The sequence below is a fragment of the Luteimonas sp. A534 genome, from assembly GCF_054072805.1.
Window position 1 is genome coordinate 41184 of record NZ_JBSVRR010000001.1, and the last position, 22193, is coordinate 63376.

Genomic DNA, 22193 nt, shown 5'->3' on the forward strand with positions numbered 1-22193 from the left:
ATGGAGCCTCGCCAAACCGGCGCGGATTGCAAAACGCGAATCATTCGCATTTAATACGCCCATTCGCCCCGGACCCCTCGCCGCCGCGAACCGCCAACCCGATTCGTCCCGCCAGCTGAGGTCGCCAGCGGACACAGGGCTTGATCCCTACGTCCGACAACCAGCGACCCTCAATGCACCCCACCTGCCCGATCCCTTCGCGGCCCTCCCGCGATCGCATCACCGATCCCGCGTTCCGCGCCAGCCCGCTCCGCACCGCCATCACGCTCGCCCTGCCGCTGATGCTCGCCACTGCTCCCGGCCTGGCCGCGGCCCAGTCCGCCGAGCCCGCCGCGCAACCTGCCGCCGAGGCCACCGTTACTACCGGCACCCTCGCCGCCACCGACCTCGACACCATCCGCGTCGTCGGCCAGCGCGCCAACCGCGTCAGCAACGGCGCCACCAACCTTGACCTCTCGATCCGCGAGACCCCGCAGTCCATCTCCGTGGTCACCGCCGAACAGATGCGCCAGTTCGGCGCCAACAGCGTCAACGAGGCGCTGCGCCTGGCCACGGGCGTGCGCGTGGACGAGTGGGAGACCAACCGCACCAGCTACAGCGCGCGCGGCTTCGACATCCTCAACACGCAGGTCGACGGCGTGGGCCTGCCCAACGGCTGGGGCGTGACCACCGGCGCGGTCGATGCCGCCGGCTACGAGAAGGTGGAGGTGATCCGTGGCGCCAACGGGCTGCTGACCGGCGTGGGCAACGCGGCGGGCACGATCAACTACGTGCGCAAGCGGCCGACCAATGAACGCGAGGGCAGGGTGGGGCTGGCCTATGGCTCCTGGAACACGCTGCGCGCGGAGGTGGACTACTCCACGCCGTTCACCGCCGATGGCACCTGGGCCGGGCGCGTGGTGGCCGCGCACGAGCATGGCGATTCCTGGCTACGGGCCAACGAGAACAGCCGCGACTTCTTCTACGGCGTGGTCGATGGCCAGGTCGGCGATCGCGGCACGCTGACGCTGGGCTACTCGTACCAGCGCGCGGAGTCCGACGGAATCATGTGGGGCGCGCTGCCCTTCACCAACAGTGATGGCACGCAGCGGGTGTGGCCGCGCAGTACCAGCACCACCCAGGACTGGACCTACTGGGACACCACCGCGCACACGGCCTTCGCCGAGTACACGCACGACGTGGCCGACCACTGGCAGTTGAAGCTGTCGTACAACTACCGCCGCAACACCGGTGACGAGCGCATGTTCTACGCCTTCGACGGGATGGGCACGGGCCTGGACCCGGAGACCGGCCTGGGCCTGTCCGGCTATCCCTGGGGCGGCGACGACGAGGCCACGGCGCACCTCGGCACGGCCACGCTCAACGGCACGTTCCAGATGTTCGGGCGCGAGCACGAGGCGATGGTGGGCCTGGCCCGCGCGCGCAGCACCACCGACAACCGCGAGCGCACGGCGGACTTCTCGTCGCCGGCCTGGGGCCCGCTGCCGCCGTTCCCGTATCCGACCAACGCCATCCCGGAGCCGGCCTGGAGCGAGCCCAACCTCTACTCTGAACTCAACCAGGAGCTCACGCGCGCCTTCGCCGCGACGCGCATCGCGCTCACCGACCGCTTCAAGGCCATCGTCGGCGCCAACCACGCGCGCTACCGCCGCAGCGGGAATTCCTATGACCTGACCTTCGACCAGACCACGAAGCACACCAGTCCTTACGGCGGCCTGACCTTCGACTTCACCGACCGCGTGCTCGGCTATGTCAGCTACTCCGACATCTACCAGCCGCAGGACCAGGTGGACGCGAACGACCGCTACCTCGATGCCAGCCAGGGCGTGAACTACGAGGCCGGCATCAAGGCCGACTGGTTGGACGCGCGGCTGCTGACCACGGTGGCGGTGTTCAAGGCCGACCAGGAAGGCCTGGCCACGCCGACGGGCCAGTACAACGAGTTCGGCATGGCGATCTATGCGCCGGTGGATGTGCGATCGAAGGGCGTGGAGCTGGAGGCGGTGGGGCGGATCACCGACAGCCTCGATCTCGTGGCCGGCTACACCGCGCTGCGCCTGGACGGCCTCGACGGCCGCGACACCTATCCCTGGGTGCCACGCCGCACGGCCAACCTGCTGTTGAGCGGGCGCTTCCCGGCCTACGAGGCGCTGTCCTGGGGCATCGGCGGGCGGTGGCAGAGCGGGATCTTCAACACCGAGGCCAGCGGCTTCCGGGTGCAGCAGGACAGCTACGCGGTGGCGAACGCGTTCGTCGCCTGGGACTTCGCACCCGACGCCACGCTGCGGCTCAACGCCAACAACATCGCCGACGAGAAATACATCAATACCCTGCGCTACAGCGGCTACTACGGTGCGCCCGCCAACTACACGCTCAGCGTCGACTGGAGGTTCTGATGTCCGTCACGCCCGCCATGCACGCCACCGCGCCGCGCCTCGCGCTGGTGGCGCGGATCGCCGCCGCCGTACTCGGCGGCTACGGCTTCGCCTGGGGCCTGGTGGCCGCGTGCACCAGCCTGGCGGTCGCGGCCGGCATGGGCTTCCACGATGCGGAGTTCCTGTCGAGCCTCGTCGGGGTGCTGGCCTTCCTCGCCGCGCTGCTGTGGGCGATCGCGGCGCGGCGGCTGTGGCGCGTGTGGGCGGTGCTGTTGGTCGGCGGCGCGGTGCTGGCCGGCGTGGGCTCGCTGGTGCAGGCGGCCCTGGTCTGAGGAGGATGCAGCCGATGTTCGCCACATTCCGCCAGGCGATGGCCTGGCTCCATACCTGGTTCGGCCTGGTGCTGGGCTTCGTGCTGATGGCCGCGTTCTTCTTCGGCGCGCTGTCGGTGTTCGACCGCGAGTTCGACCGCTGGGCGATCCCGGCAACGCGCATCGAGCCGCAGCCGATGTCGTCCTATGAGGCGGTGCTGCGCCCGGCCTTCGAGCGCATGCAGCCGACGCCCGAGGCCATCGACGCGATGCGCCCGCGCGCGAACGGTGAGCTGCCGGACCGCTTCGACACCATCGCCTACTGGAGCGCCTACACCACCCACCGCGACCCGGTGGTGGCGCTGTTCGCCGGCTTCGAGGTGCCCAACGCCAAGCATCCCGGTGAGCAGATCTATGCCGAGGCCACCGTCGACCCGCGCGACGGGCACGTGCTGCCCGACGATCGGCTCAAGGTCGGCAGCGGCTTCTTCTATCCCATGCACTACGGCCTGACGCTGGACTGGAAGAACCTCGGCATCTGGATCGTCGGCTTCTCGGCGCTGGTGATGCTGGCGGCGCTGGTGAGCGGCGTGGTGATGCACCGGAAGATCTTCCGCGAGTTCTTCACCTTCCGCCCGGGCAAGCAGCGGCTGCGCAGCGTGCTCGACCTGCACAACCTGACGGGCGTGGTGGCGCTGCCGTTCCACTTCTTCTTCGCGCTGACGGGCCTGCTGATCTTCGCGGCCACCTACTACTTCCCGCTCGGCCACACCCAGCTGCACGAGCTGCACGACCGCGCCGCCGCACTTGAAGCGCAACAGACCGGGCTGCCGCACGAGCGCGCCGGCGTGCCGGCCGACCTCGCCAACGTCGACGCGATGGTGGCCGACGCGCGCGCGCGCTGGGAGGCGGCGGGCAAGGCGGGCGACGTCGGCTTCCTGGTGCTGATGCATGTGGGCGACGCCAACGGCTATGTCAGCGTGTACCGCGCCGGCACCGACCGCATCGCGCTGGTCGGCGACGGCATCCACTTCAAGGCCGCGACGGGCGAACTGATCCGCGTCGATCCGCCGCCCACCGCCGTGGGCCGCGTGGCCGAGTTCCTCACCGGCCTGCACCTGCAGCATTTCCGCCACTGGCTGCTGCGCTGGCTGTACGTGTTTGGCGGGCTGGCGGGCGCGGTGTGCATCGCGACGGGCTTCGTGTTCTTCGTCGAGAAGCGCAAGCGGCAGCACGCGGCGCGCGGCGTGCAGGGCGCGCGCGTGGTCGATGCGCTGGCGGTGACCACGGTGACCGGCATGGTGCTGGCGGCGCTCGGGATCCTGATCGCCAACCGCCTGCTGCCCGTGGATCTGCCCGCGCGCGGCGACTGGGAGCAGCGCGCGTTCTGGCTGACCTGGGTGCTGGCGCTGCTCCACGCCGGCTGGCGCAGCGCGCCGGTGGCGCGCGGGCTGTCGAACCCGGCGTGGCGCGAGCAGGCGTGGGCGATCGCCGTACTCGCGGTCGCGGCCGCGGTGCTCAACTGGGTGACGACCGGCGACCACCTGCTGCGCACGCTGGCCAATGGCTACTGGCCGGTGGCCGGCGTGGACCTGGCGTTGCTGACGGTGGCCGCAACTGCGGGCGTGGTCGCGCACAGGCTGGGCCATCGCGCGCTCGTGCGGCAGGCGGCTGTCACCGCCACGGAGCCACGCCATGCATGAGCCCGGCGCCACGCTCTGGCTGGTTGCGGCGGCCCTGTGCGCCTTCGCCGGCATGGGCTGGCTGGCGCTGGCGATGCCGGTGCACGCGCTGCAGGCGTGGGGTCGGCTGCCGCCGCCGGTGCAACTGAAGGGGCTGCGACGGCTGGGCATGGTCGCGGTGCTGCTCGCGCTGCCCTGCTGCCTGGGCAGCGACCACGTGACCATGGCGGTGCTGGTGTGGTTGATGCTGTTGGCTGCCGCGGCCGCCGCAACGGCACTCATCCTTTCAAGCCGACCCCGTCGCCTGCGGCTGCTCGCGCCGTGGGTGCGGCGCCATCCAGCCAGGTGAGATACAGCCGCATGTCGAATTCGAGCCGGTGGTAGTCGGGCTCCATGTGCATGCACAGCTGGTAGAACGCCTTGTTGTGGTCGGACTCCTTCAGGTGCGCGAGTTCGTGCACCACGATCGCCTTGAGCAGGGCAGCGGGCGCGTCCCTGAACACGCTGGCGATCCGGATCTCGCGGCTGGCCTTGAGCCGGCTGCCCTGGATCCGCGAGATGGTGGTGTGGGTGCCGAGCGCGTGCTTCAGCACCTGCAGCCTGCCGTCGTAGAGCACCTTGCCCAGCGGAGCGGACTTCCGCAGGTAGCGGCTTTTGAGCGCCTGCACGTACTCGTACAGCTGGCTGTCGGTGCGCACGGCGTGGGCGTCGGGATACCGGCCGCTCAGGAACGGGCCAAGCCGGTCCTGGTCGATCAGCCCCCGCACCTGCGCCTGGAGGTGCTGCGGGTAGCCGGCGAGGTATTTCAAGGCGTGCATCGCGTGCTGCGGCAGGGATGGGTGCGGGAGCTCCAGTGTATGGCGTACCGCCGCATCGCCGAGAACTTCAAGATCGGCGCCGGCTACAACTTCACCTCGTTCAGCGACGACCTGACCGATCTCGAGTACGACCACCGCGGCTGGTTCATCAACATCGCGGGCTACTACTAGGGCAGGGGCCAGGGCGCAGCGCGGCGCGGACAGTCGCATACTGGCCGCATCACCGGATGATCGAGGTCGCCATGGCCCTGCCGCCCCTGATGCCCGCCGCCTTCCTCGGCCACGGCAGCCCCATGAACGCGCTGGAGCGCAATCGTTACACCGAAGCCTGGCGCGCGTTCGGTGCATCGGTGCCGCGCCCGCGCGCGATCCTGGCGGTGTCGGCGCACTGGTACGTCAACGCCACCGCCGTCACCGCGATGCCGCGGCCAAAGACCATCCACGACTTCTTCGGTTTCCCGCAGGCGCTGTTCGACGTGCAGTACCCGGCGCCGGGCCTGCCCGAGCTCGCGGAAGAGGTGGCCGATGTCGCGAAGCCGGACTTCGTCGGCGCCGACCATGACGGCTGGGGACTCGACCACGGCACCTGGTCGGTGCTGGTGCATGCGTTCCCGGACGCGGACATACCGGTGGTGCAGCTTTCCATCAATGCGAGAAAGCCGCCCGAGTTCCACATCGAACTCGGCGCGCGCCTGGCTGCGCTGCGCGAGCACGGCATCCTGGTGGTGGGCAGCGGCAACGTCGTGCACAACCTGCGCGCGATCGACTGGAAGCAGCCCGACTCTGCGTTCGACTGGAACGAGCGCTTCGACACCGCGGCGAAGCAGGTGCTGGCCGAGCGGCCGGGTGACGCGGCCGCGCTGATGCGGCACGCGGACTTTGCCGCCGCAGCGCCGACCGACGAACACTTCCTGCCGCTGCTGTACTTGGCGGGGATTGCGGCGGCGAGCGGCAAGGGCGCCGACGTGCTGGTGGAAGGCCCGGCCTACGGCTCGCTGTCGATGACGTCGTACACCGTGGGCGCGCAGTGCCCGCCCGACAGCGACGTCACCGCGGGCGCGGCGCCACTGGCGGCCAACGTCCCGGCGGACGAATCCAACCTGTAGCGCGGCGGTGTCACCGCAGGCAGCGGGCCTGACCCGCACGGCCATCGCCCGTCAGGCGTGGCCGATCATCCTCGCCAACGCCGCGGTGCCCAGCCTCGGTCTGGTCGATACCGCCGTCATCGGCCACTACGGCAGCGCGGTGGAGCTGGGCGCACTGGCGCTGGGCGCGCTGCTCTTCAACTTTGTGTACTGGAGCTTCGGCTTCCTGCGCATGGGCACCACCGGCTTCGTCGCGCAGGCATTCGGCGCCGGCGACGAGCCCGAGGTGCGCGCCACGCTTGCGCGCGCGGTGCTGCTGGCCATTGGCCTGGGCATCGCATTGCTGCTGCTGCAGTGGCCGGTCACCTGGCTGTACTTCTCACTGATGGACGGCAGTGACGCGGTGGAAGCGGTCGCTGGCGAATACTTCCGCGCCCGGATCTGGGGCGCGCCGGCGGCGCTGGCCCTGTTCGCGATCAGCGGCCTGTTGATCGGCTTGGGCCGCAGTCGTGAACTGCTGCTGGTGCAACTGCTGCTCAACGGCCTCAACGCCGGGCTGGACATCTGGTTTGCCGGCGCGCTTGGCATGGGCGCGCGCGGCATCGGCCTGGGCACGGCGATCGCGGAATGGAGCACGTTCGCCGTCGCCATCATCGTGGTGCTGCGCGTGCTGCGTGCGCGCCACGGCGATGCGGCGCCGTTCCTGCCCTGGGCGCGCATCGCCGACTGGCAGCGCATCCGCGCGTCGCTGGCCGCCAACCGCGACATCCTCGTACGCACGCTGTGCCTGCTGCTCGCGTTCGGCTGGTTCGCCAACGCCGGCGCACGCTTCGGCGACGTGACCCTTGCGGCGAACCACATCCTGCTGCAGCTGGTGTCGTTCAGTGCGTTCTTCCTGGACGGCTTCGCGTTCGTGGCCGAAGCCCACGTGGGCGCGGCCTGGGGCGCGCGCGACAGCGGCAGGTTCAAGCGCGCGGTACGGCTGACCAGCGAGCTGGCCGGAGGCACTGCGCTGGGGCTGGCGGTGCTGGTCCTGGTGCTGGGCGAAGCCGCGGTGATGGCCTTGACCAGCCTGCCCGCGGTGCGCGAAGCCGCTGCGACGCACCTGCCATGGGCCGCGCTGTACGTACTGCTCTCGGTGGCGGCGTTCCAGCTGGACGGCGTGTTCATCGGCGCCACCCGCACGCGGGAGATGCGGCAGGCCGGCCTGGTGTCGTTGGGGGTGTTCCTGCTGGCCGCATGGCCGCTGGCGGCCCTCTGGGGCAACCACGGGTTGTGGGCGGCGTTCGTGGTGTACGTGGTGGCGCGAGCCGCGGCGCTGTTGGCCTGGTACGGGGGCCTTGTCAGGCCCGGGGCAGGTGCATCCTGAAGGTGGTCGTGTCCGCGGCGGATTCCGCGCGGATCGTGCCGTCATGCGCTTTCAGGATCTGGCTCACGATGAACAGTCCCAGCCCGAGGCTGGCATGTTCCAGGTCGCCTCCAGACACGCCGCCACGCCTGAGGGGTTCGAACATCAGGTCCAGCGCTTCCGGGGGGATGGTGTCGCCCTCGTTGCTGATGGAGAGTTCCACCGCGGAGTTGCCGTCACGCAGCTCCACCCGGATTTCGCCGCCGGAGTCGCCGTACTTGTGCGCGTTCACCACCAGGTTCGCGAGCACTTCGCGCATGGCCCTGGCGTCGAACATGCCGTGCACGGCGTCCGGGCCATGCAGACGGATGCGGGCCCCGGGGATGGACGCCTGCAGCTGCTCGATCTCGTCGCGGCAGGCCTGTGCCAGGTCGACGTTCGCCCGGTCGACCTCGAAGCCCAGGCCCATCTGCGAGCGGTTGTAGACCAGCAGCTTGTCCAGCAGTTCGCGCATGCTTTCGCCACTGCGGAGGAGCCGTTCCGCTGCCCGTGCCAGTGGCACGTCGACCGCGCTTGCCGCAATGAGCTCGGACGTCAGAGCGTGCCGCCGCCGATGGCGTCGAAGCCGAGGGTAGCGCCGGTCGCGGCGACGAAGGCACGATGGCGAAGACCACCAAAGCAACGCTGTCCGCCGATGGCGTGGACGATGGCGACGCGCCAGCACGCAAGCGCTGAACCAGGGTGTGATCAAGCGAGCGCCCGGGATTCCCGGGCGTTTCGTGTTCCTGACCGGGCGCGCCTAGCTTTCCAGTACGCCGAGCAGCTGGTGCAGCCGGTAGGGCTTGGGCAGGAATTGCGCGCCCTCCGGTATCGGTGGCAATTGGGAGCGCTGGTACCCGGACACCAGCACGATCCTGGCCTGGGGCTGCAGCCGGGCCGCTTCCTCCGCAACCTGGAGGCCGGTCACGCCCTTGGGCATGCTGACGTCGGTGACGACGTGGTCGAAGACGGCATCACCCTGCAGCTTCTCGATCGCTTCCTTGCCGTTGCTGGCCATGGTGACGTCATAACCCAGGTCGGAGAGCGCCTCGAAGATGAGGAACCTGAGGTCGTCTTCGTCTTCGACGAACAGGAGGCGGGTCTGGGACATCAGCAGTCCTCGCTTGCGGGGAGGTGGATGGACACGGTGGTGCCGTGGCCCGGCGTGCTGTCGAGTTCGGCGAAGCCACCGGACTGCGCGGCGAAGCCGAACACCTGGCTGAGCCCGAGGCCGCTGCCGCGTCCCACCTCCTTGGTCGTGAAAAAGGGCTCGAACACACGGCTCTGGTGCTCGACTGGAATGCCGGGGCCGTCGTCGGTGACGGACGCGCGGATGAACAGCCGGGGTTCGTCCTGCGGAGCGGCCGGAAGCCGCGTCCGGCGCATGGACGTGGACACGGTGATGCGCCCGCCGTCGGGCATCGCGTCCCTGCTGTTGATGACCAGGTTGAGCAGGGCGGCTTCGAACTGGCCGCGGTCGATCTCCGCGGGCGCCGTCCCCGGTACGAGCGCGAGGCCCAGGTCGACGAGGTCGGCGGCCGCGCGACGCAGCAGGTCTTCGGATTCGCGGAGCAGCGCGTTGACGTCGACGCATTCCGTCGCCAGCACCTGGCCGCGCCCGAAGGTCAGCAGCTGCCGCGTGAGCAGCACGCCGCGGTCCGTCGCCCGCATGGCGGTTTCGAGCACCTTGGCGGTCCTCTCGTCCGCGTTCCTGCGTCCGATGAGATCCAGGCTGTTCACCACCACGGTCAGCAGGTTGTTGAAGTCGTGGGCGAGCCCCAGCGTCAGCAGCCCGATGGCCTCCATCTTCTGGGCCTGGAACAGGGCCTGCTGCGCTTCCTGGAGGCGCCGGTCGGCCTCATCGCGCTCGGTGATGTCGCGGGTCACCTTTGCGTAGCCCAGCAGCGAACCGTCGTCTCCCCAGATCGGGTCGATGACCACGCTGGCCAGGAACTGCGTGCCGTCGCGTCGCACCCGCCAGCCTTCGGCGGAGAAGCGGCCGTCGGCTTCGGCGGTCCTCAGGTTGCGCAGCGGAAGGCCGGCGTCGACGTCGGGGGGCGTGTAGAAGCGCGAGAAGTGCGTGCCGATGACCTCGTCCGCGCTGTAGCCCTTGATCCGCACGCCACCGGGGTTCCACGAGCGCACGAATCCGCCCGCGTCCAGCATGTAGATGGCGTAGTCGGTGACCGAATTGAGGAGCAGGGCGAACTGGCGAGTCTCGTCTTCCAGCTCGCTCGCCGGTCGTGTCTGAATAGGATGCATCGATCCCCCTGAGCGGGCACGGTATGGGTTCACCCGTTAATCCTTCGTCAACCGGGGACGGCTGGACCCCACGGTAGGTCACGCGTTGTTGATGGGGCGTCATTGAAGGTGGTTCCCATCGCAACGAACGGAGTTTCACATGACGATTGTTCCTTCCGACGCCTTGGTCGTTGTTGCCGATGGCACAGGTGCCCGCGTGTTCCGCAACCGTGGGGACGAGCGCGCGCCCCTGTTGCACCAGGTCGACCTGCTGGAGCTGATGAACATGGACGACGACGGACCGTCGGGCAGCATGCCGCAGGAGTCCACTGGCCATGACATCGACGAAGCCACCTTCGCCAAGCAGCTGGCGCACGGCCTCAACCAGGGGGCGCTGAAACAGCAGTACGAACATCTGGTGCTGATCGCCGACCCGGCAACGCTGGGCCGCATCCGCCCGCAGCTGCACAAGGAAGTCCAGGCGCGCATCGTGTCGGAGATCGCCAAGACGCTGACCAATGCGCCGCTGGGCGACATCGAACAGGCGCTGCGCGGCCCCGCGGCGTGAGCTACCAGGCGGCCTATGCGGGAGCGGAGCCTGAGCGCGCATCAGTCGACGCCGAATCCAAGCCCGTGCTGCTCGAGTTCGGCGCGCCATGGTGCGGACACTGCATGGCGGCGCAGCCGGCGATCGAATCCCTGCTGTCGGAACTGTCGGGGGTGGGGCACGTCAAGATCGAGGATGGTCGCGGCAAGCCGCTGGGGCGCTCGTTCGGCGTGAAGCTGTGGCCGACGCTGGTGCTGCTGCAGTCGGGTGCCGAACTTGCCCGGGTGGTGCGTCCTGTCTCCGCCGCGGACCTCGCGCCGCTGCGGGCGGCGCTGCCGTCTGCTTGAGCGCCATGTTGCGCCGCAATATACTGGCAGGCCTGCCCGCAGCCATGCCGCGATGACTGCGCCCTGACGGGCCGGGCGTGCGGTCCGCGCGCCTCCGGAGTCCTCCTGATGTCTGTCACCTATCCGCTGCGCGAGCAGTGGTTCGGCAATGTGCGCGGCGACCTGTTGTCTGGCCTGCTCGTGGCCCTGGCGCTGATTCCCGAGGCGATCGCGTTTTCCATCATCGCCGGGGTCGATCCCAAGGTCGGCCTGTACGCCTCGTTCTGCATCGCGGTGGTCACGGCCTTTGCCGGTGGGCGGCCCGGCATGATCTCCGCCGCCACCGGCGCGATGGCGCTGGTGATGGTCGTCCTGGTCCGCGACCACGGCCTGCAGTATCTGTTCGCGGCCACGATCCTCGCCGGGCTGCTGCAGCTGCTCGCGGCGGCGTTGCGGCTCAACACGCTGATGCGCTTCGTGTCGCGCTCGGTGGTGGTGGGCTTCGTCAATGCCCTGGCGATACTGATCTTCCTGGCGCAGCTGCCGGAGCTGATCGGCATGCCGTGGACCGTGTACGCGGTCTGCGCGGCCGGTCTGGCCATCATCTACCTGCTGCCGCTCGTCACGCGCGCGGTGCCGTCGCCGCTGGTCGCGATCGTGGTGCTCACCATCGCCTGCATCTGGATGGGCCTGGACATCCGCACCGTGGGCGACATGGGCGAACTGCCCGACAGCCTGCCGGTGTTCCTGCTGCCCGATATCCCGTGGACGCTGGAGACGCTGCGCATCCTGCTGCCCGTGTCCGCGACCCTGGCCGTGGTCGGTCTGCTGGAGTCGCTCATGACGGCGCAGATCGTCGAGGACATGACCGATACGCCCACCGACCGCCGCCGCGAATGCGCGGGGCAGGGTGCGGCGAACATCGTCACTGGCTTCTTCGGCGGCATGGCCGGCTGCGCGATGATCGGACAGTCGGTGATCAACGTGTCTTCAGGCGGCCGCGGACGGCTGTCGTGCTGCGTGGCGGGCGTGGTGCTGTTGCTGCTGGTGGTCTATGCCTCGGAGTGGGTGTCGCGCATCCCGATGGCGGCGCTGGTGGCGGTGATGATCATGGTGAGCATCGGCACCTTCCACTGGAAAAGCTTCATCGAGCTCAAGACCCATCCGAAGACGGCCAACCTGATCATGATCGGCACCGTGGTGGTGACCGTGGCCACCCACGACCTGGCCAAGGGCGTGCTGACGGGCGTGCTGCTGACCGCGCTGTCGTTCACCCGCCGGGTAAGCGCGCTGCTCGCGGTGGACGCCCGGGATGCGGACGACGGCAGCCGCGTGTATGCGGTACGTGGACAGGTGTTCTTCGCCTCCGCGGTGCAGTTCGGCAACAGCTTCGACTACCTGCACGCACCGGCGAAGGTGGTGATCGACCTGCGCCACGCGCACTTCTGGGACACCAGCGCCGTGGCCGCGCTGGATCGCGTGGTGCTGAAGCTCCGCAGGCACGGCGCCGAGGTGGACGTGGTGGGCCTCAACCAGGCCAGCGAGTCATTGGTGGCACGGTTGGAGACGCACCGCGCCGCTGGCCCCTGACGGGCAGGCGTCAGGCTGTGCCGCCACTGAGCGCGAGGAAGGTATCGATCTCTGCTGCCACACAGCCGGACTCGCGCGCGGGCAGCTCTGTCTGCGAGCGCCACTCGGGAAGCTCGCGGCCGTCATCGGCGATGCCGAGCCCTCGTGTCCAGTGCGCCAGGTAGCTCAGGCCCTCGTTGCCGGCCTGGCGTGGACCATCGCCGGCCGCGGCATCCTGCGCTCGTTCCCAGTGCCCACGCTGGTCCGCTGACCCGGGCGACGTCGAGGGGCGCGGAAGCGCGAGCAGCATCCTGAGGGCATGTCCGTCGAGTGGACGATAGGCGGCCAGGCGCAGGCGTCCGTCATCGCGCGGGGTGATCGCGGCCAGTAGCAGCTCACCACGCTGCAGGGTGACGACGTCCGCACCCAGGTCGATCGGCCCGATCTCAAGCCACGTTCCGCCACCCGCAGTGACGATTCCAGGCGTGCCTTCCGGTGCCAGGAGTTCCGCCAGCCGCGCCATCGCCGGCGCCATGCGCTGCCAGTCCGCGGCCGGGGCGGCGGCACGCAGCTGCAGTCCGTGCAGCATGTCGGCCAGCGGCAGTTCGCCGTCGTTGGCCACGGCGGCCTGGAAGGCGGGCAGGGCGACGGGATAGGGGATGGCGGGAAGGCCGAGGCCGTGGAGGGCGTCGGGTTTCGGATGGAGTTCGATCATCGATTGCATGGCGCGTATTGTCCCCGCCTTCGTCTCACCCGGCGTGACTGCGGCATGACCCTTTCGTAGCAATCGATGCCGCGCGGGACTTGACACCGGCGTTCAGGCGCGCAAAAGAAACGGCCCCCGAGGGGGCCGTTCCGTGTCATGCCAGCCTGGATCCGGTCAGTGGCCGGAGGCGGCGTCGATCGGCTCGTCGCTGTTGAAGATCGTCGGGTCCGCCGTGCCGTGCACCGTGAGGATGCCGGTCAGGCCCTTCTCGGCGCGGGACAGGGCGTGGTCGACCAGGATGTACTTGCCCGGGTAGTCGACCTTGAACTCGACCATGGTCGCGCCGCCCGGCGGCACCAGCGTGGTCTGCACGTCCAGCAGCGGCGGGCTGGTGAACGAGGCCAGGTTGTAGACCCGGTCGAAGACCTCGCCGATCAGGTGGAAGCTCGAGGTCATGTTCGGGCCGCCGACGCCGAAGAAGATGCGCACCTCCTCGCCGACGTTCGCGTTCATGTCGAAGGTCTTGGTCAGCGCGTCCATCGAGCCGTTGAACATCAGGTGCTCGGGCTTCTCGTCGAGCAGCTTGTCGACCGAGAACTCCTGCAGGCCGCGCGAGCCGTGCTTCTGCGCCGTGTACAGCTCGCCCTGCATGACGTAGTACTCCTTGTCGACCGCGGGCAGGCCGCCTTCGGGTTCGACCAGGATCATTCCGTACATGCCGTTGGAGATGTGGTGGGCGATCATCGGCGTGGCGCAGTGGTACACGAACAGGCCGGGGTGCAGGGCCTTGAAGGTGAAGCTCTTGGTCTCGCCCGGGCGCACCTGGGTCACCGCCGCGCCGCCGCCGGGGCCGGTCACGGAGTGGAAGTCGACCGAGTGGATGTTGATGCTGTCTTCGGCGTTCTTCAGGTTGATGGTCACCGTGTCGCCCTGGCGGATGCGCAGGAGCGGGCCCGGCACGGTGTTGTCGAAGGTCCAGTAGCGGTAGCTGCTGCCATCGGACAGGCGGCCCTCGACCTCGGTGGTCAGCAGGTCGTAGGTAACGTGCTGCGGGGCGCGGTCGCCAACCGGCGTGCCGACCTCGGCCGGGTTCTTGGCCACGTCGAGCGCCGTGCTCACTTCTTCCTTCACGTCACCGACGATCAGGTTGCCGGCCATGCCCGCCAGTTTGTGGCCGGGGATGGTGCAGATGTACTCGAAGTTGCCGCTCTTGGTGGCGCGGAACACGATGGTGGTCGCCGAGCCGACGCCGACCAGCTGGTCGGACTGGGCGCCGAACTCCGGCACCGCGATGTCGTGCATGGCGCCGTCGTTGTTGGTGATGGTGATCGCGACCACCGCGCCCTCGGCCACGCGCAGGTCGGGGTTGACCACGTCCTTGATCGCACCGGCGTTGCCGATGAAGACCATCTGGCCGTTGGTGATCTCGGTGCGCATGCTGAAGGTGACGTCGGCCACCATGTCGACCGAGGCCGAGCCCTGCGCAGCAACATCGTGCGGGACGAAGCCGCCGGCGGCGGCCAGTGCGAACAGCAGTACAAGGTTCCTCATTGCGGATTTCCTTAGCGGTTAAAAGAAACTGTGGGGCCGTGGGGCTGTGGAGCGGGCTCCTTCGCCGTTGGGAGGAAAGTTATCCCGCTGCCCGCGTCGCCACCATGATCTGGGTCAAGCGCATACGTTCGCGTATGGAAATCGGATCGGCTTGACCTGGGTCACGGCGGCCGTGCCGGGCGGCGCGGATCATCGACCTCGAAATGAAACGCCCCGCGCCCAGTAGATGGTTCAGCCGGATCGGCTTGACGGCAGTGATGCTCCTGCTGGTGCTGCCGACCGCGGGGCGGATGCTGCAGGCGCCTGGCGCGGCGGCGTCGGTGATTGTTTCAGGGCACGCCGGAAGCGATCACGTCGCCCCGGGGGCCGCCCACGCGCACCACGGCCACCACGCCACGCAGGTTGCGGGCGACGGCGAGCGGCCGGTGCTTCCGCCGGGGCCGGTCGACGGTCCCGACTGCGACTACTGCCCGCTGCTCGCTTCGCTGGTGGCGGTCGCGCAGCCGGGGTTCGTGCTGCCGCGGGGCAGTACGGCATGGGCAGTGTTCCCGGCGTACGCCGCGCCGCGGCTTCCCTGGTTCCACCCGAGCGGGCTTGGCTCCCGCGGTCCGCCACTCCACGGCTGAAGACCGCCCACGCGCGCGGCATCCGCCGCGCGCACATCCCAAGCCTTGCCCGTGGAGTCCCCTGCCATGTCGATCCCGTATTGCCCGGCGATCCGCTCGTCCTGCCTGTTCGTGGCGATTGCCGCCGCGCTTGCCGTCCCATCCGCCTTCGCCGTCGAAAGCGCGAACACCGACACCGCTGCCGATGCCACGCGCACGGTCGACTTCGACACGCTCGTCGTCACCGCTGCGGCACCGGTTTCGGCGCTCACCTGGGAAACCAGCCCGAAGCTGCCGCGCCAGCCGGTACCCGCCAGCGATGGCGCCGATTACCTGAAGACGATTCCCGGCTTCACCGCGGTACGCAACGGCGGCAGCAACGGCGATCCCGTGCTGCGCGGCATGTTCGGTTCGCGCCTGAACCTGCTCACCAACGATGGCGCGATGCCGGGCGCCTGCCCGTCGCGCATGGACAACGCCATGTCCTACATCGCGCCGGAAACCTACGACGCGCTGGTGGTCATCAAGGGGCCGCAGACGGTGCTCTGGGGGCCGGGCGCATCGGCGGGCACGGTGCGCTTCGAGCGCGACCGCGAGTACTACGCGGACCCCACCTGGAAGGTCGCCGGCAGCGCGCTGGGCGGCAGCTGGGGCCGCAACGACCAGGTGATCGATGCGACCTGGGGCGCGCCGCTGGGCTATGCCCGCATCAGCGCCAACCGCTCCGAGTCCGGCGACTACGACGACGGCAATGGCGACCGCGTGGGCTCGGCCTGGAAGAAGTGGAACGCGGACTTCGCACTCGGCTGGACGCCCGACGAGGACACGCTGCTTGAACTCGGCGTCGGCGTCGGCGACGGCCAGGCGCGCTACGCCACGCGCGGCATGGACGGCAGCCGGTTCGATCGTACGAACACCAGCCTGCGCTTCGAGAAGGACAACATCGGCGAGCGCCTGCAGGCCTTCGAAGCCAGCGTGTTCCACAACGTCGCCGACCACGTGATGGACAACTACAGCCTGCGCGATCCGAACCCGGCTGGTCTGATGCCGATGCCGATGGCGTCGAATGTCGAACGCAGCACGAGCGGAGGGCGCGCGGCGGCGACCTGGCGCGGCGCGGAGTTCGAGATGGTGACGGGCATCGATGCGCAGGACAGCCGCCACCGCCGCCGCAGCGCGATGGGGCGCGGCGCGTATCTTGCGGCGCCGTGGGTGGTGGATGCGCGCTTCGACAACCTCGGTGTGTTCGGCGAGGGCACCTGGTTCCAGGGCGACGACACGCGCTGGATCGCCGGTGCGCGCGTGGACCGCGCGGGCGTCGATGATGGACGCGCCACGGTCTCGGGCGGCCATGGCCACGGCGGCCATGCGATGCCCAATCCCACCGCCGGGCAAGGACGTGATGAAACGCTCAAGGCCGGCTTCGTCCGCTTCGAACGCGACATCGACCGCAAGCTGAGCGGGTACGCCGGCATCGGCCACACCGAGCGCATGCCCGACTACTGGGAGCTGTTCTCCGCCGACTTGGGGCCGATGGGCGCGCCCAACGCCTTCGCGGGCCTGGACACCGAGAAGACCACGCAGCTCGACGTCGGCCTGCAGTACCGCGGCGAGCGCTTCGACGCCTGGATCTCGGCCTACGCCGGTCGCGTGGACGACTTCATCCAGTTCCGCTACATCGACGGAATGATGGGCCCGATGTCGATGGTGACCAACATCGATGCCCAGACCGCCGGGGCCGAACTGGGCGTGGACTACCGCGCCTCGGATGACTGGAAGTTCGGTGGCAGCCTGGCGTATGCGCGCGGCAAGGACCGCGACAGCGGCCGTCCGCTGCCGCAGATGCCGCCGCTTGAAGGTCGCTTCAGCGCCGACTGGGACAACGGCACCTGGTCGGCCGGCGCGCTGTTGCGCGTGGTCGCCGGCCAGGACCGCGTGGCCGAGGGCTACGGCAACGTGGTCGGCCAGGACATCGGCCCCAGTGCCGGCTTCGCCACCATCGCACTGAACGGTGGCTACCGGTTCGCCAGCGGCGTGCAGATCACGGCCGGCGTCGACAATCTGTTCGACCGTGCGTACAGCGAGCACCTGAACCTGGCCGGCAATGCCGACTTCGGCTATCCGGCGGACGCGGTGCGGATCAACGAGCCGGGCCGCACGTTCTGGCTGCGGGTGGGCTACGCGTACTGATGCCGTGCGAGGCGGGGCAGGGTGGCGCAGTTACTTCGGCGCCACCATGCCGCCATCCTCCTTGGTGAACGGCGCGGGGAGCGGCGGCAGGATGTCGAGCACCGCTTCCGACGGCCGTGCCAGCCGAACGCCCTTGTCGGTGCGCACGAAGGGGCGGTTGATCAGGATCGGCTCGGCGAGCATGGCGTCGAGCAGGGCGTCGTCGGACAGCGTGGGATCGGCGAGGCCGAGTTCGGCGTACTTCGCTTCCTTGGCGCGGATCGCATCGCGCACGCCGATGCCGGCGTCGCGGATCAGCGCGGCCAGCTGTTCGCGCGTGGGCGTGTCCTTCAGGTATTCAACGATGTCGGGCTCAATGCCGGCGTGGCGGATGAGCGCCAGCGTGTTGCGCGACGTGCCGCAGCGGGGGTTGTGATAGATCATGGCGTGCATGGGGGTGCTCCTCGGGTGCGTCAGGACTGGGTTTCGATCGCGGCGCTCGCGGCCGCCAGCTGCCGGGCGACCAGGTCGCCCTTGCGCTCACTGTAGCGGTCGGTGAGGTAGTCGCTGCGGCCGCGCACCAGCAGCGTGAACTTGAGCAGCTCCTCGATCACGTCGACCACGCGGTCGTAATACGGCGAGGGCTTCATGCGGCCGTCGTCGTTGAACTCCTGCCAGGCCTTGGGCACGGACGACTGGTTCGGGATCGTCACCATGCGCATCCAGCGCCCGAGCACGCGCAGCGCGTTGACCACGTTGAACGACTGCGAGCCGCCGCAGACCTGCATCACCGCCAGCGTGCGGCCCTGGGTCGGGCGCACGCCGCCTTCCTCCAGCGGCAGCCAGTCGATCTGGTTCTTGAACACGGCGCTCACGGCACCGTGGCGCTCCGGACTCACCCAGACCTGGCCTTCGGACCACAGTGACAGCGCGCGCAGTTCCTGCACTTTCGGATGCTCCGTTTCGACGCTGCCCTGCACCGGCAGGCCGCGTGGGTCGAACACGCGGGTCTCGGCGCCGAAGTGACGCAGCAGGCGCTCGGCCTCCAGCGCGAGCTTGCGGCTGTAGGACTCCGGGCGCAGCGAGCCGTAGAGGATCAGGATCCGCGGCGCGTGCGCGCTGCCGGCTTCCATCGCGAGTGTGTCGCGGCTGGGCGCGTGCATGGCTGCGGGAGCCAGGTTGGGCAGGTCGAGGGGCGTGGTCATGGTTGCTTCGCGCAAAACGTTTCGACTATTCTAGAAAAATGGAAATAGAAAGCGCAACCATCGCCTTGGCCGCCCTCGGGCATTCCACGCGGCTGGCCGTGTTCCGCCTGCTGGTCGAGGCCGGTCCCGAAGGCCGCACTCCCGGGGACATGGCCGAGGCGCTGTCCCTGCCTGGCGCCACCCTGTCGTTCCACCTCAAGGAACTCGCGGCGGCCGGCCTCATCGCAGGCGAGGCGCAGGGCCGATCCATTTCCTATCGCGCCGAATTCGATGCGATGAACGGCCTGGTCGAATTCCTGACCCGCAACTGCTGCGGTGGCGACCGTGGCCGTTGCGCCCCGGCGTCGCGTCCATCGGCCAAGGCCGCCCGCAAAGTGCGCGGAGCCTGAGACGTGCTGCTCGCGCTGCTGATCTTCATCGCCACCATCGTCCTGGTCATCTGGCAGCCGAAGGGGCTGGGGGTCGGGTGGAGTGCCTCGTTCGGCGCGGTGCTGGCCCTGGCCACGGGCGTGGTCGGGCTCTCTGACATCCCGGTTGTCTGGGGCTTCGTCTGGAACGCCACCTTCACGTTCGTCGCGGTGATCCTGATCAGCCTGGTGCTCGACGAGGCCGGCTTCTTCGAATGGGCCGCGCTGCACGTCGCGCGCTGGGGCCGAGGCAGCGGACGCAGGCTGTTCGTCTACCTCGTGCTGCTCGGCGCGGCCGTCGCGGCCCTGTTCGCCAACGACGGCGCGGCGCTGATCCTGACGCCGATCGTGATCGCCATGCTGCTGGCGCTGAAGTTCAGTCCCGCCGCGACCCTGGCCTTCGTGATGGGCGCCGGATTCATCGCCGATACCGCGAGCCTGCCTCTAGTCGTCTCCAACCTGGTCAACATCGTTTCGGCGGATTATTTCGACATCGGCTTTGCCGAATACGCGTCGGTGATGTTCCCGGTCAACCTGGTGTCCGTGGCCGCGACGCTGGCCGTCCTGCTCTGGTTTTTCCGCCGTGACATCCCCGGCAGCTACGACGTCAGCCAGCTCGAAGATCCCGCGTCGGCGATTGTCGATCGCACCACGTTCAACGCAGGCTGGATCGTGCTGGCACTGCTGCTGGTCGGGTTCTTCGCGCTCGAGAGGCTGGGCGTGCCGATCAGCGCGGTGGCCGGCGCCGGCGCGCTGGCGCTGCTCGGCGTGGCGGCGAAGGGGCACAGGATCTCGACCCGCAAGGTGGTGCGCGAAGCCCCCTGGCAGATCGTGGTGTTCTCGCTGGGCATGTACCTCGTGGTCTACGGCCTGCGGAACAATGGATTGACCGACCATCTGGCGACGCTGCTCGACTGGTTCGCCGGCCACGGCCTGTGGGCCGCCACGTTCGGCACGGGCCTGCTGACGGCCTTCCTGTCATCGGTCATGAACAACCTGCCCACCGTGCTCGTGGGTGCGCTGTCGATCGACGCCAGCCAGGCCGAAGGCGCGGTGCGCGAAGCGATGGTGTACGCCAATGTCATCGGCAGCGACCTGGGACCGAAGTTCACCCCGATCGGCAGCCTGGCCACGCTGCTGTGGCTGCACGTGCTGGCACGCAAGGGCATCCGCATCACCTGGGGCTACTATTTCAGGGTCGGCTTTGTACTCACCTTGCCCGTGCTGCTCGCGACGCTCGCGGCGCTCGCCGTGAGGCTGGCGATCAGCTGACAGCCGGCACCACTTCCGCCGGCTCGCGGATCAGGCACTCGCGCAGGCTGCGCACCTCCACTTCAAGCACATGGGGCAGCGGTCCCGGATCGGGCGGGATGCTGTCGTTGCCGACCGCATCCGCAAGTGCGGCCAGGGCGGCCTGCAAGCGCCTGGCGCCGCCATCGGCGAACATCGCCCGGGCCGATTCCATCGCGCTGCGCCCGCCCAGGCCTTCCAGCGCCCAGCAGGCCGACAGTGCGCGATAGGCCAGCCGGTCGGCCGACACGATCGCCGGCCAGGCTTCTTCCGCGGCGCGGGTTTCACTGCGCGAACCGGCCAGCCCGGCTTCGTGCGCGGCGACGAGGGCCATGGCCGCCTGCTGCACCGTGCCGCGGAGGGCGCGTGCCTCCGGCGCGGTGACGTTGCCGCTGGCCAGCGTCGGCACGAGTGCGGCGACGGCAGCGATGGTCCGCCTGAGCTGCTCGGGCAGGGTCACGGTGGCGGGTCGCGGCGGCAGCGCCCGGTACACCAGCAGCGCCACCACCACGCCGAGCAGGGTGTCCACGCCCCGCGCCAGTACGTACTGCGGCACGTCAGGCACCGGATGGCCGCCGCTGGCGAGGGTCAGCGCGGCGCTGGTGATGAAGATCACGGCGATGGCGTAGTTGCGCATCACCAGCATCTCCACCGTGAACTGCAGGGCCACGATCACCAGCACCAGCCACAGGCCCTGCGGATGCCAGGCCAGGATGGCGCCGCCCAGCAGCAGGCCCACCCAGGTGCCGATCAGGCGCTCCGTGCTCCGCTGCACCATGCGCACCCAGTCGAAGCCCTGGAACAGCAGCAGCACCGCCGCCGCCACCGCCCAGTAGGCGCGCTCCAGGTGCAGCAGCGATGCCAGCCCACCGGCGAGCAGCGCCGCGATGGCCACGCGCACAAGGATCCGGCGGGCGCTGGATCCCGGTCGCAGCGCATCCAGCAGCGCCTCGCGTGCGCGGGGATGGCCGGGCGGGACCTCGTCGTGGCCGGTGACCTCCACGTCGTCGGTGGTGTCGATCGCCGAAAGCAGCTGTTGCAGATGCTGTGCGAGCGCGGGGTCGGGCGCGGCGCCCCTGCTGGCGGTGCCCATGGCGTCGGCGAAGGCCAGGTGCAGCCCGCGCACCAGGGTCCGCAGGCGGCCGACCGGGACGCTGCCGCGAACCCGGGGCGGTTGCTGGTTGACCAGCACGTCCCATGCGTTTTGCAGGGCGTATGCGGCCTGGCGCCTTGCGGCCCCTTCACCAGGCGCACCGATCGCGGCAGCGTAGGCGATCACCGCGTTGCCCGCGCCCCGCGCGGCCTTGCGCTCGGGTCCGCGGACGTCGATCAGGGCGCCGGACATGTGCACCAGCCACGAAAAGCCGCCGCCGGCGGCCACCAGCAGCGCGGCAAGCGTCGGTGACAGGGGGCCGGCGGGCATGGCCGTGGCCGCGGCGCAGGCCAGCATGAACATGTAGGCGCCGGGAGGGCCGATGCGCAGCGCGTTGCCGATCCACGTGGCCACCACGGCGACCAGCGCGATCACCGGAAGCGCTACCGACCAGCCACCGGCCGAGCTCCACATTCCAAGCGCGGTGGCCAGCGCGAAGGCGAATGCGATCACGGCCAGCTGCAGCGCGCGGTGCGCGTAGGCCCGCCCGCCGCCGTACAGCGCGGTGAAGCCGCCGATCGCGACCATCATTCCGGCGGAGATGTCGCCGGCCAGCCAGCCCGCCAGCACCGGCGCGCCGATGCAGGCGCCCGCGCGCAGCGAGAAACGCACCCGGTCGGGCGGTGCGGGCTTGAACTGGAACATGCCTTGGAAGGCGGAGGCTGGACGGCTCACTCAGGAATGGTACGCCGCTGGGCGCGCCACTCCCGACGTGCGCGGGAAGCTGCAAGGCCGCCCGGACCCGCATGCGTGCCCCGGTCCGGCC

At 69.4% G+C, this 22193-nt stretch carries 23 protein-coding genes; 14 read left to right on the plus strand and 9 right to left on the minus strand.

From position 1 onward, the window contains the following. The first annotated feature begins 173 nt into the window (after positions 1-173). Genes ACW5F0_RS00185 through ACW5F0_RS00200 form a run of 4 tightly spaced genes read left to right on the plus strand, consistent with a single transcriptional unit; the run spans position 174 to position 4717 of the window. The gene (locus ACW5F0_RS00185) at positions 174-2396 is read left to right on the plus strand and encodes a TonB-dependent siderophore receptor (protein ID WP_456998773.1); all 2223 of its coding nucleotides are present in this window, start codon (positions 174-176) and stop codon (positions 2394-2396) included. Continuing rightward, complete coding sequence (locus ACW5F0_RS00190) at positions 2396-2707, plus strand: iron uptake protein (RefSeq protein WP_456998774.1); 312 nt, start codon at positions 2396-2398, stop codon at positions 2705-2707. Before ACW5F0_RS00185 ends, ACW5F0_RS00190 begins: the two co-directional genes overlap by 1 nt. Before the next feature lie 14 nt (positions 2708-2721). Continuing rightward, positions 2722-4389: a PepSY-associated TM helix domain-containing protein gene (locus ACW5F0_RS00195; RefSeq protein ID WP_456998775.1), complete on the plus strand. Its 1668-nt coding sequence runs from the start codon at positions 2722-2724 to the stop codon at positions 4387-4389. After that, a complete protein-coding gene (locus ACW5F0_RS00200) occupies positions 4382-4717 on the plus strand; it encodes a DUF3325 domain-containing protein (RefSeq protein ID WP_456998777.1) in 336 nt (111 codons plus the stop codon). The genes ACW5F0_RS00195 and ACW5F0_RS00200 overlap by 8 nt, the downstream gene beginning before the upstream one ends. On the opposite strand, the gene ACW5F0_RS00205 is transcribed toward ACW5F0_RS00200, so the two are convergent. After that, positions 4647-5186: a YgjP-like metallopeptidase domain-containing protein gene (locus ACW5F0_RS00205; RefSeq protein WP_456998778.1), complete on the minus strand. Its 540-nt coding sequence runs from the start codon at positions 5184-5186 to the stop codon at positions 4647-4649. The two genes, ACW5F0_RS00200 and ACW5F0_RS00205, sit on opposite strands and share 71 nt — an antisense overlap. 39 nt (positions 5187-5225) lie before the next feature. Here ACW5F0_RS00205 and ACW5F0_RS00210 point away from each other — a divergent pair, with 39 nt between their 5' ends. From ACW5F0_RS00210 to ACW5F0_RS00220, 3 genes are read left to right on the plus strand one after another with little or no spacing between them, the layout of a single operon-like run. Continuing rightward, positions 5226-5357, plus strand: a complete 132-nt coding sequence (locus ACW5F0_RS00210) for a hypothetical protein (protein ID WP_456998779.1) — start codon at positions 5226-5228, stop codon at positions 5355-5357. A gap of 56 nt (positions 5358-5413) precedes the next feature. After that, entirely contained in the window at positions 5414-6292 is an 879-nt protein-coding gene (ygiD, locus tag ACW5F0_RS00215) for a 4,5-DOPA-extradiol-dioxygenase (protein ID WP_456998780.1), read from the plus strand. Between the two features lie 7 nt (positions 6293-6299). Continuing rightward, entirely contained in the window at positions 6300-7640 is a 1341-nt protein-coding gene (locus tag ACW5F0_RS00220) for an MATE family efflux transporter (RefSeq protein ID WP_456998781.1), read from the plus strand. Here ACW5F0_RS00220 and ACW5F0_RS00225 read toward each other — a convergent pair. The 3 genes from ACW5F0_RS00225 to ACW5F0_RS00235 form a co-directional block, all read right to left on the minus strand. Next, complete coding sequence (locus ACW5F0_RS00225; protein WP_456998782.1) at positions 7615-8133, minus strand: sensor histidine kinase; 519 nt, start codon at positions 8131-8133, stop codon at positions 7615-7617. The two genes, ACW5F0_RS00220 and ACW5F0_RS00225, sit on opposite strands and share 26 nt — an antisense overlap. Before the next feature lie 285 nt (positions 8134-8418). Further along, complete coding sequence (locus ACW5F0_RS00230; RefSeq protein ID WP_456964040.1) at positions 8419-8769, minus strand: response regulator; 351 nt, start codon at positions 8767-8769, stop codon at positions 8419-8421. Continuing rightward, positions 8769-9920, minus strand: a complete 1152-nt coding sequence (locus ACW5F0_RS00235; protein WP_456998783.1) for a two-component system sensor histidine kinase NtrB — start codon at positions 9918-9920, stop codon at positions 8769-8771. The genes ACW5F0_RS00230 and ACW5F0_RS00235 overlap by 1 nt, the downstream gene beginning before the upstream one ends. A 139-nt stretch (positions 9921-10059) precedes the next feature. Between ACW5F0_RS00235 and ACW5F0_RS00240 the strand changes: the two genes are divergently transcribed. From ACW5F0_RS00240 to ACW5F0_RS00250, 3 genes are all read left to right on the plus strand, one after another. Next, entirely contained in the window at positions 10060-10467 is a 408-nt protein-coding gene (locus ACW5F0_RS00240; RefSeq protein ID WP_456998784.1) for a host attachment family protein, read from the plus strand. Then, positions 10464-10793 carry a thioredoxin family protein gene (locus ACW5F0_RS00245; RefSeq protein ID WP_456964043.1) on the plus strand — a complete coding sequence of 110 codons (330 nt, stop codon included), beginning with the start codon at positions 10464-10466 and terminating at the stop codon, positions 10791-10793. Before ACW5F0_RS00240 ends, ACW5F0_RS00245 begins: the two co-directional genes overlap by 4 nt. A 108-nt stretch (positions 10794-10901) precedes the next feature. Next, on the plus strand, positions 10902-12362 hold the full coding sequence (locus ACW5F0_RS00250; RefSeq protein ID WP_456998785.1) for a SulP family inorganic anion transporter: 1461 nt from the start codon (positions 10902-10904) through the stop codon (positions 12360-12362). A gap of 10 nt (positions 12363-12372) precedes the next feature. On the opposite strand, the gene ACW5F0_RS00255 is transcribed toward ACW5F0_RS00250, so the two are convergent. Both ACW5F0_RS00255 and nirK read right to left on the minus strand, forming a co-directional pair. Beyond that, positions 12373-13065 carry a hypothetical protein gene (locus tag ACW5F0_RS00255; protein WP_456964045.1) on the minus strand — a complete coding sequence of 231 codons (693 nt, stop codon included), beginning with the start codon at positions 13063-13065 and terminating at the stop codon, positions 12373-12375. Between the two features lie 156 nt (positions 13066-13221). Further along, positions 13222-14598: a copper-containing nitrite reductase gene (gene nirK / locus ACW5F0_RS00260; RefSeq protein ID WP_456964046.1), complete on the minus strand. Its 1377-nt coding sequence runs from the start codon at positions 14596-14598 to the stop codon at positions 13222-13224. A gap of 203 nt (positions 14599-14801) precedes the next feature. On the opposite strand from nirK, the gene ACW5F0_RS00265 reads away from it, so the two are divergent. Both ACW5F0_RS00265 and ACW5F0_RS00270 read left to right on the plus strand, forming a co-directional pair. Further along, positions 14802-15224: a DUF2946 family protein gene (locus ACW5F0_RS00265; protein WP_456998786.1), complete on the plus strand. Its 423-nt coding sequence runs from the start codon at positions 14802-14804 to the stop codon at positions 15222-15224. Between the two features lie 66 nt (positions 15225-15290). Then, complete coding sequence (locus tag ACW5F0_RS00270) at positions 15291-17393, plus strand: TonB-dependent copper receptor (protein WP_456998787.1); 2103 nt, start codon at positions 15291-15293, stop codon at positions 17391-17393. A 30-nt stretch (positions 17394-17423) separates the two neighbouring features. Here ACW5F0_RS00270 and arsC read toward each other — a convergent pair whose 3' ends face one another. Together arsC and arsH are read right to left on the minus strand one after the other, a co-directional pair. After that, complete coding sequence (gene arsC, locus ACW5F0_RS00275; RefSeq protein ID WP_456964049.1) at positions 17424-17825, minus strand: arsenate reductase (glutaredoxin); 402 nt, start codon at positions 17823-17825, stop codon at positions 17424-17426. A 20-nt stretch (positions 17826-17845) separates the two neighbouring features. Beyond that, a complete protein-coding gene (gene arsH, locus ACW5F0_RS00280) occupies positions 17846-18577 on the minus strand; it encodes an arsenical resistance protein ArsH (protein ID WP_456964050.1) in 732 nt (243 codons plus the stop codon). 38 nt (positions 18578-18615) lie between these two features. On the opposite strand from arsH, the gene ACW5F0_RS00285 reads away from it, so the two are divergent. Beyond that, positions 18616-18966 carry an ArsR/SmtB family transcription factor gene (locus ACW5F0_RS00285; protein WP_456964051.1) on the plus strand — a complete coding sequence of 117 codons (351 nt, stop codon included), beginning with the start codon at positions 18616-18618 and terminating at the stop codon, positions 18964-18966. 3 nt (positions 18967-18969) lie between these two features. Further along, complete coding sequence (locus tag ACW5F0_RS00290) at positions 18970-20256, plus strand: arsenic transporter (protein ID WP_456964052.1); 1287 nt, start codon at positions 18970-18972, stop codon at positions 20254-20256. Here the strand turns inward: ACW5F0_RS00290 and ACW5F0_RS00295 are convergent. Beyond that, the gene (locus ACW5F0_RS00295) at positions 20249-22102 is read right to left on the minus strand and encodes an FUSC family protein (protein ID WP_456964053.1); all 1854 of its coding nucleotides are present in this window, start codon (positions 22100-22102) and stop codon (positions 20249-20251) included. The two genes, ACW5F0_RS00290 and ACW5F0_RS00295, sit on opposite strands and share 8 nt — an antisense overlap. Positions 22103-22193: the final 91 nt, after the last annotated feature.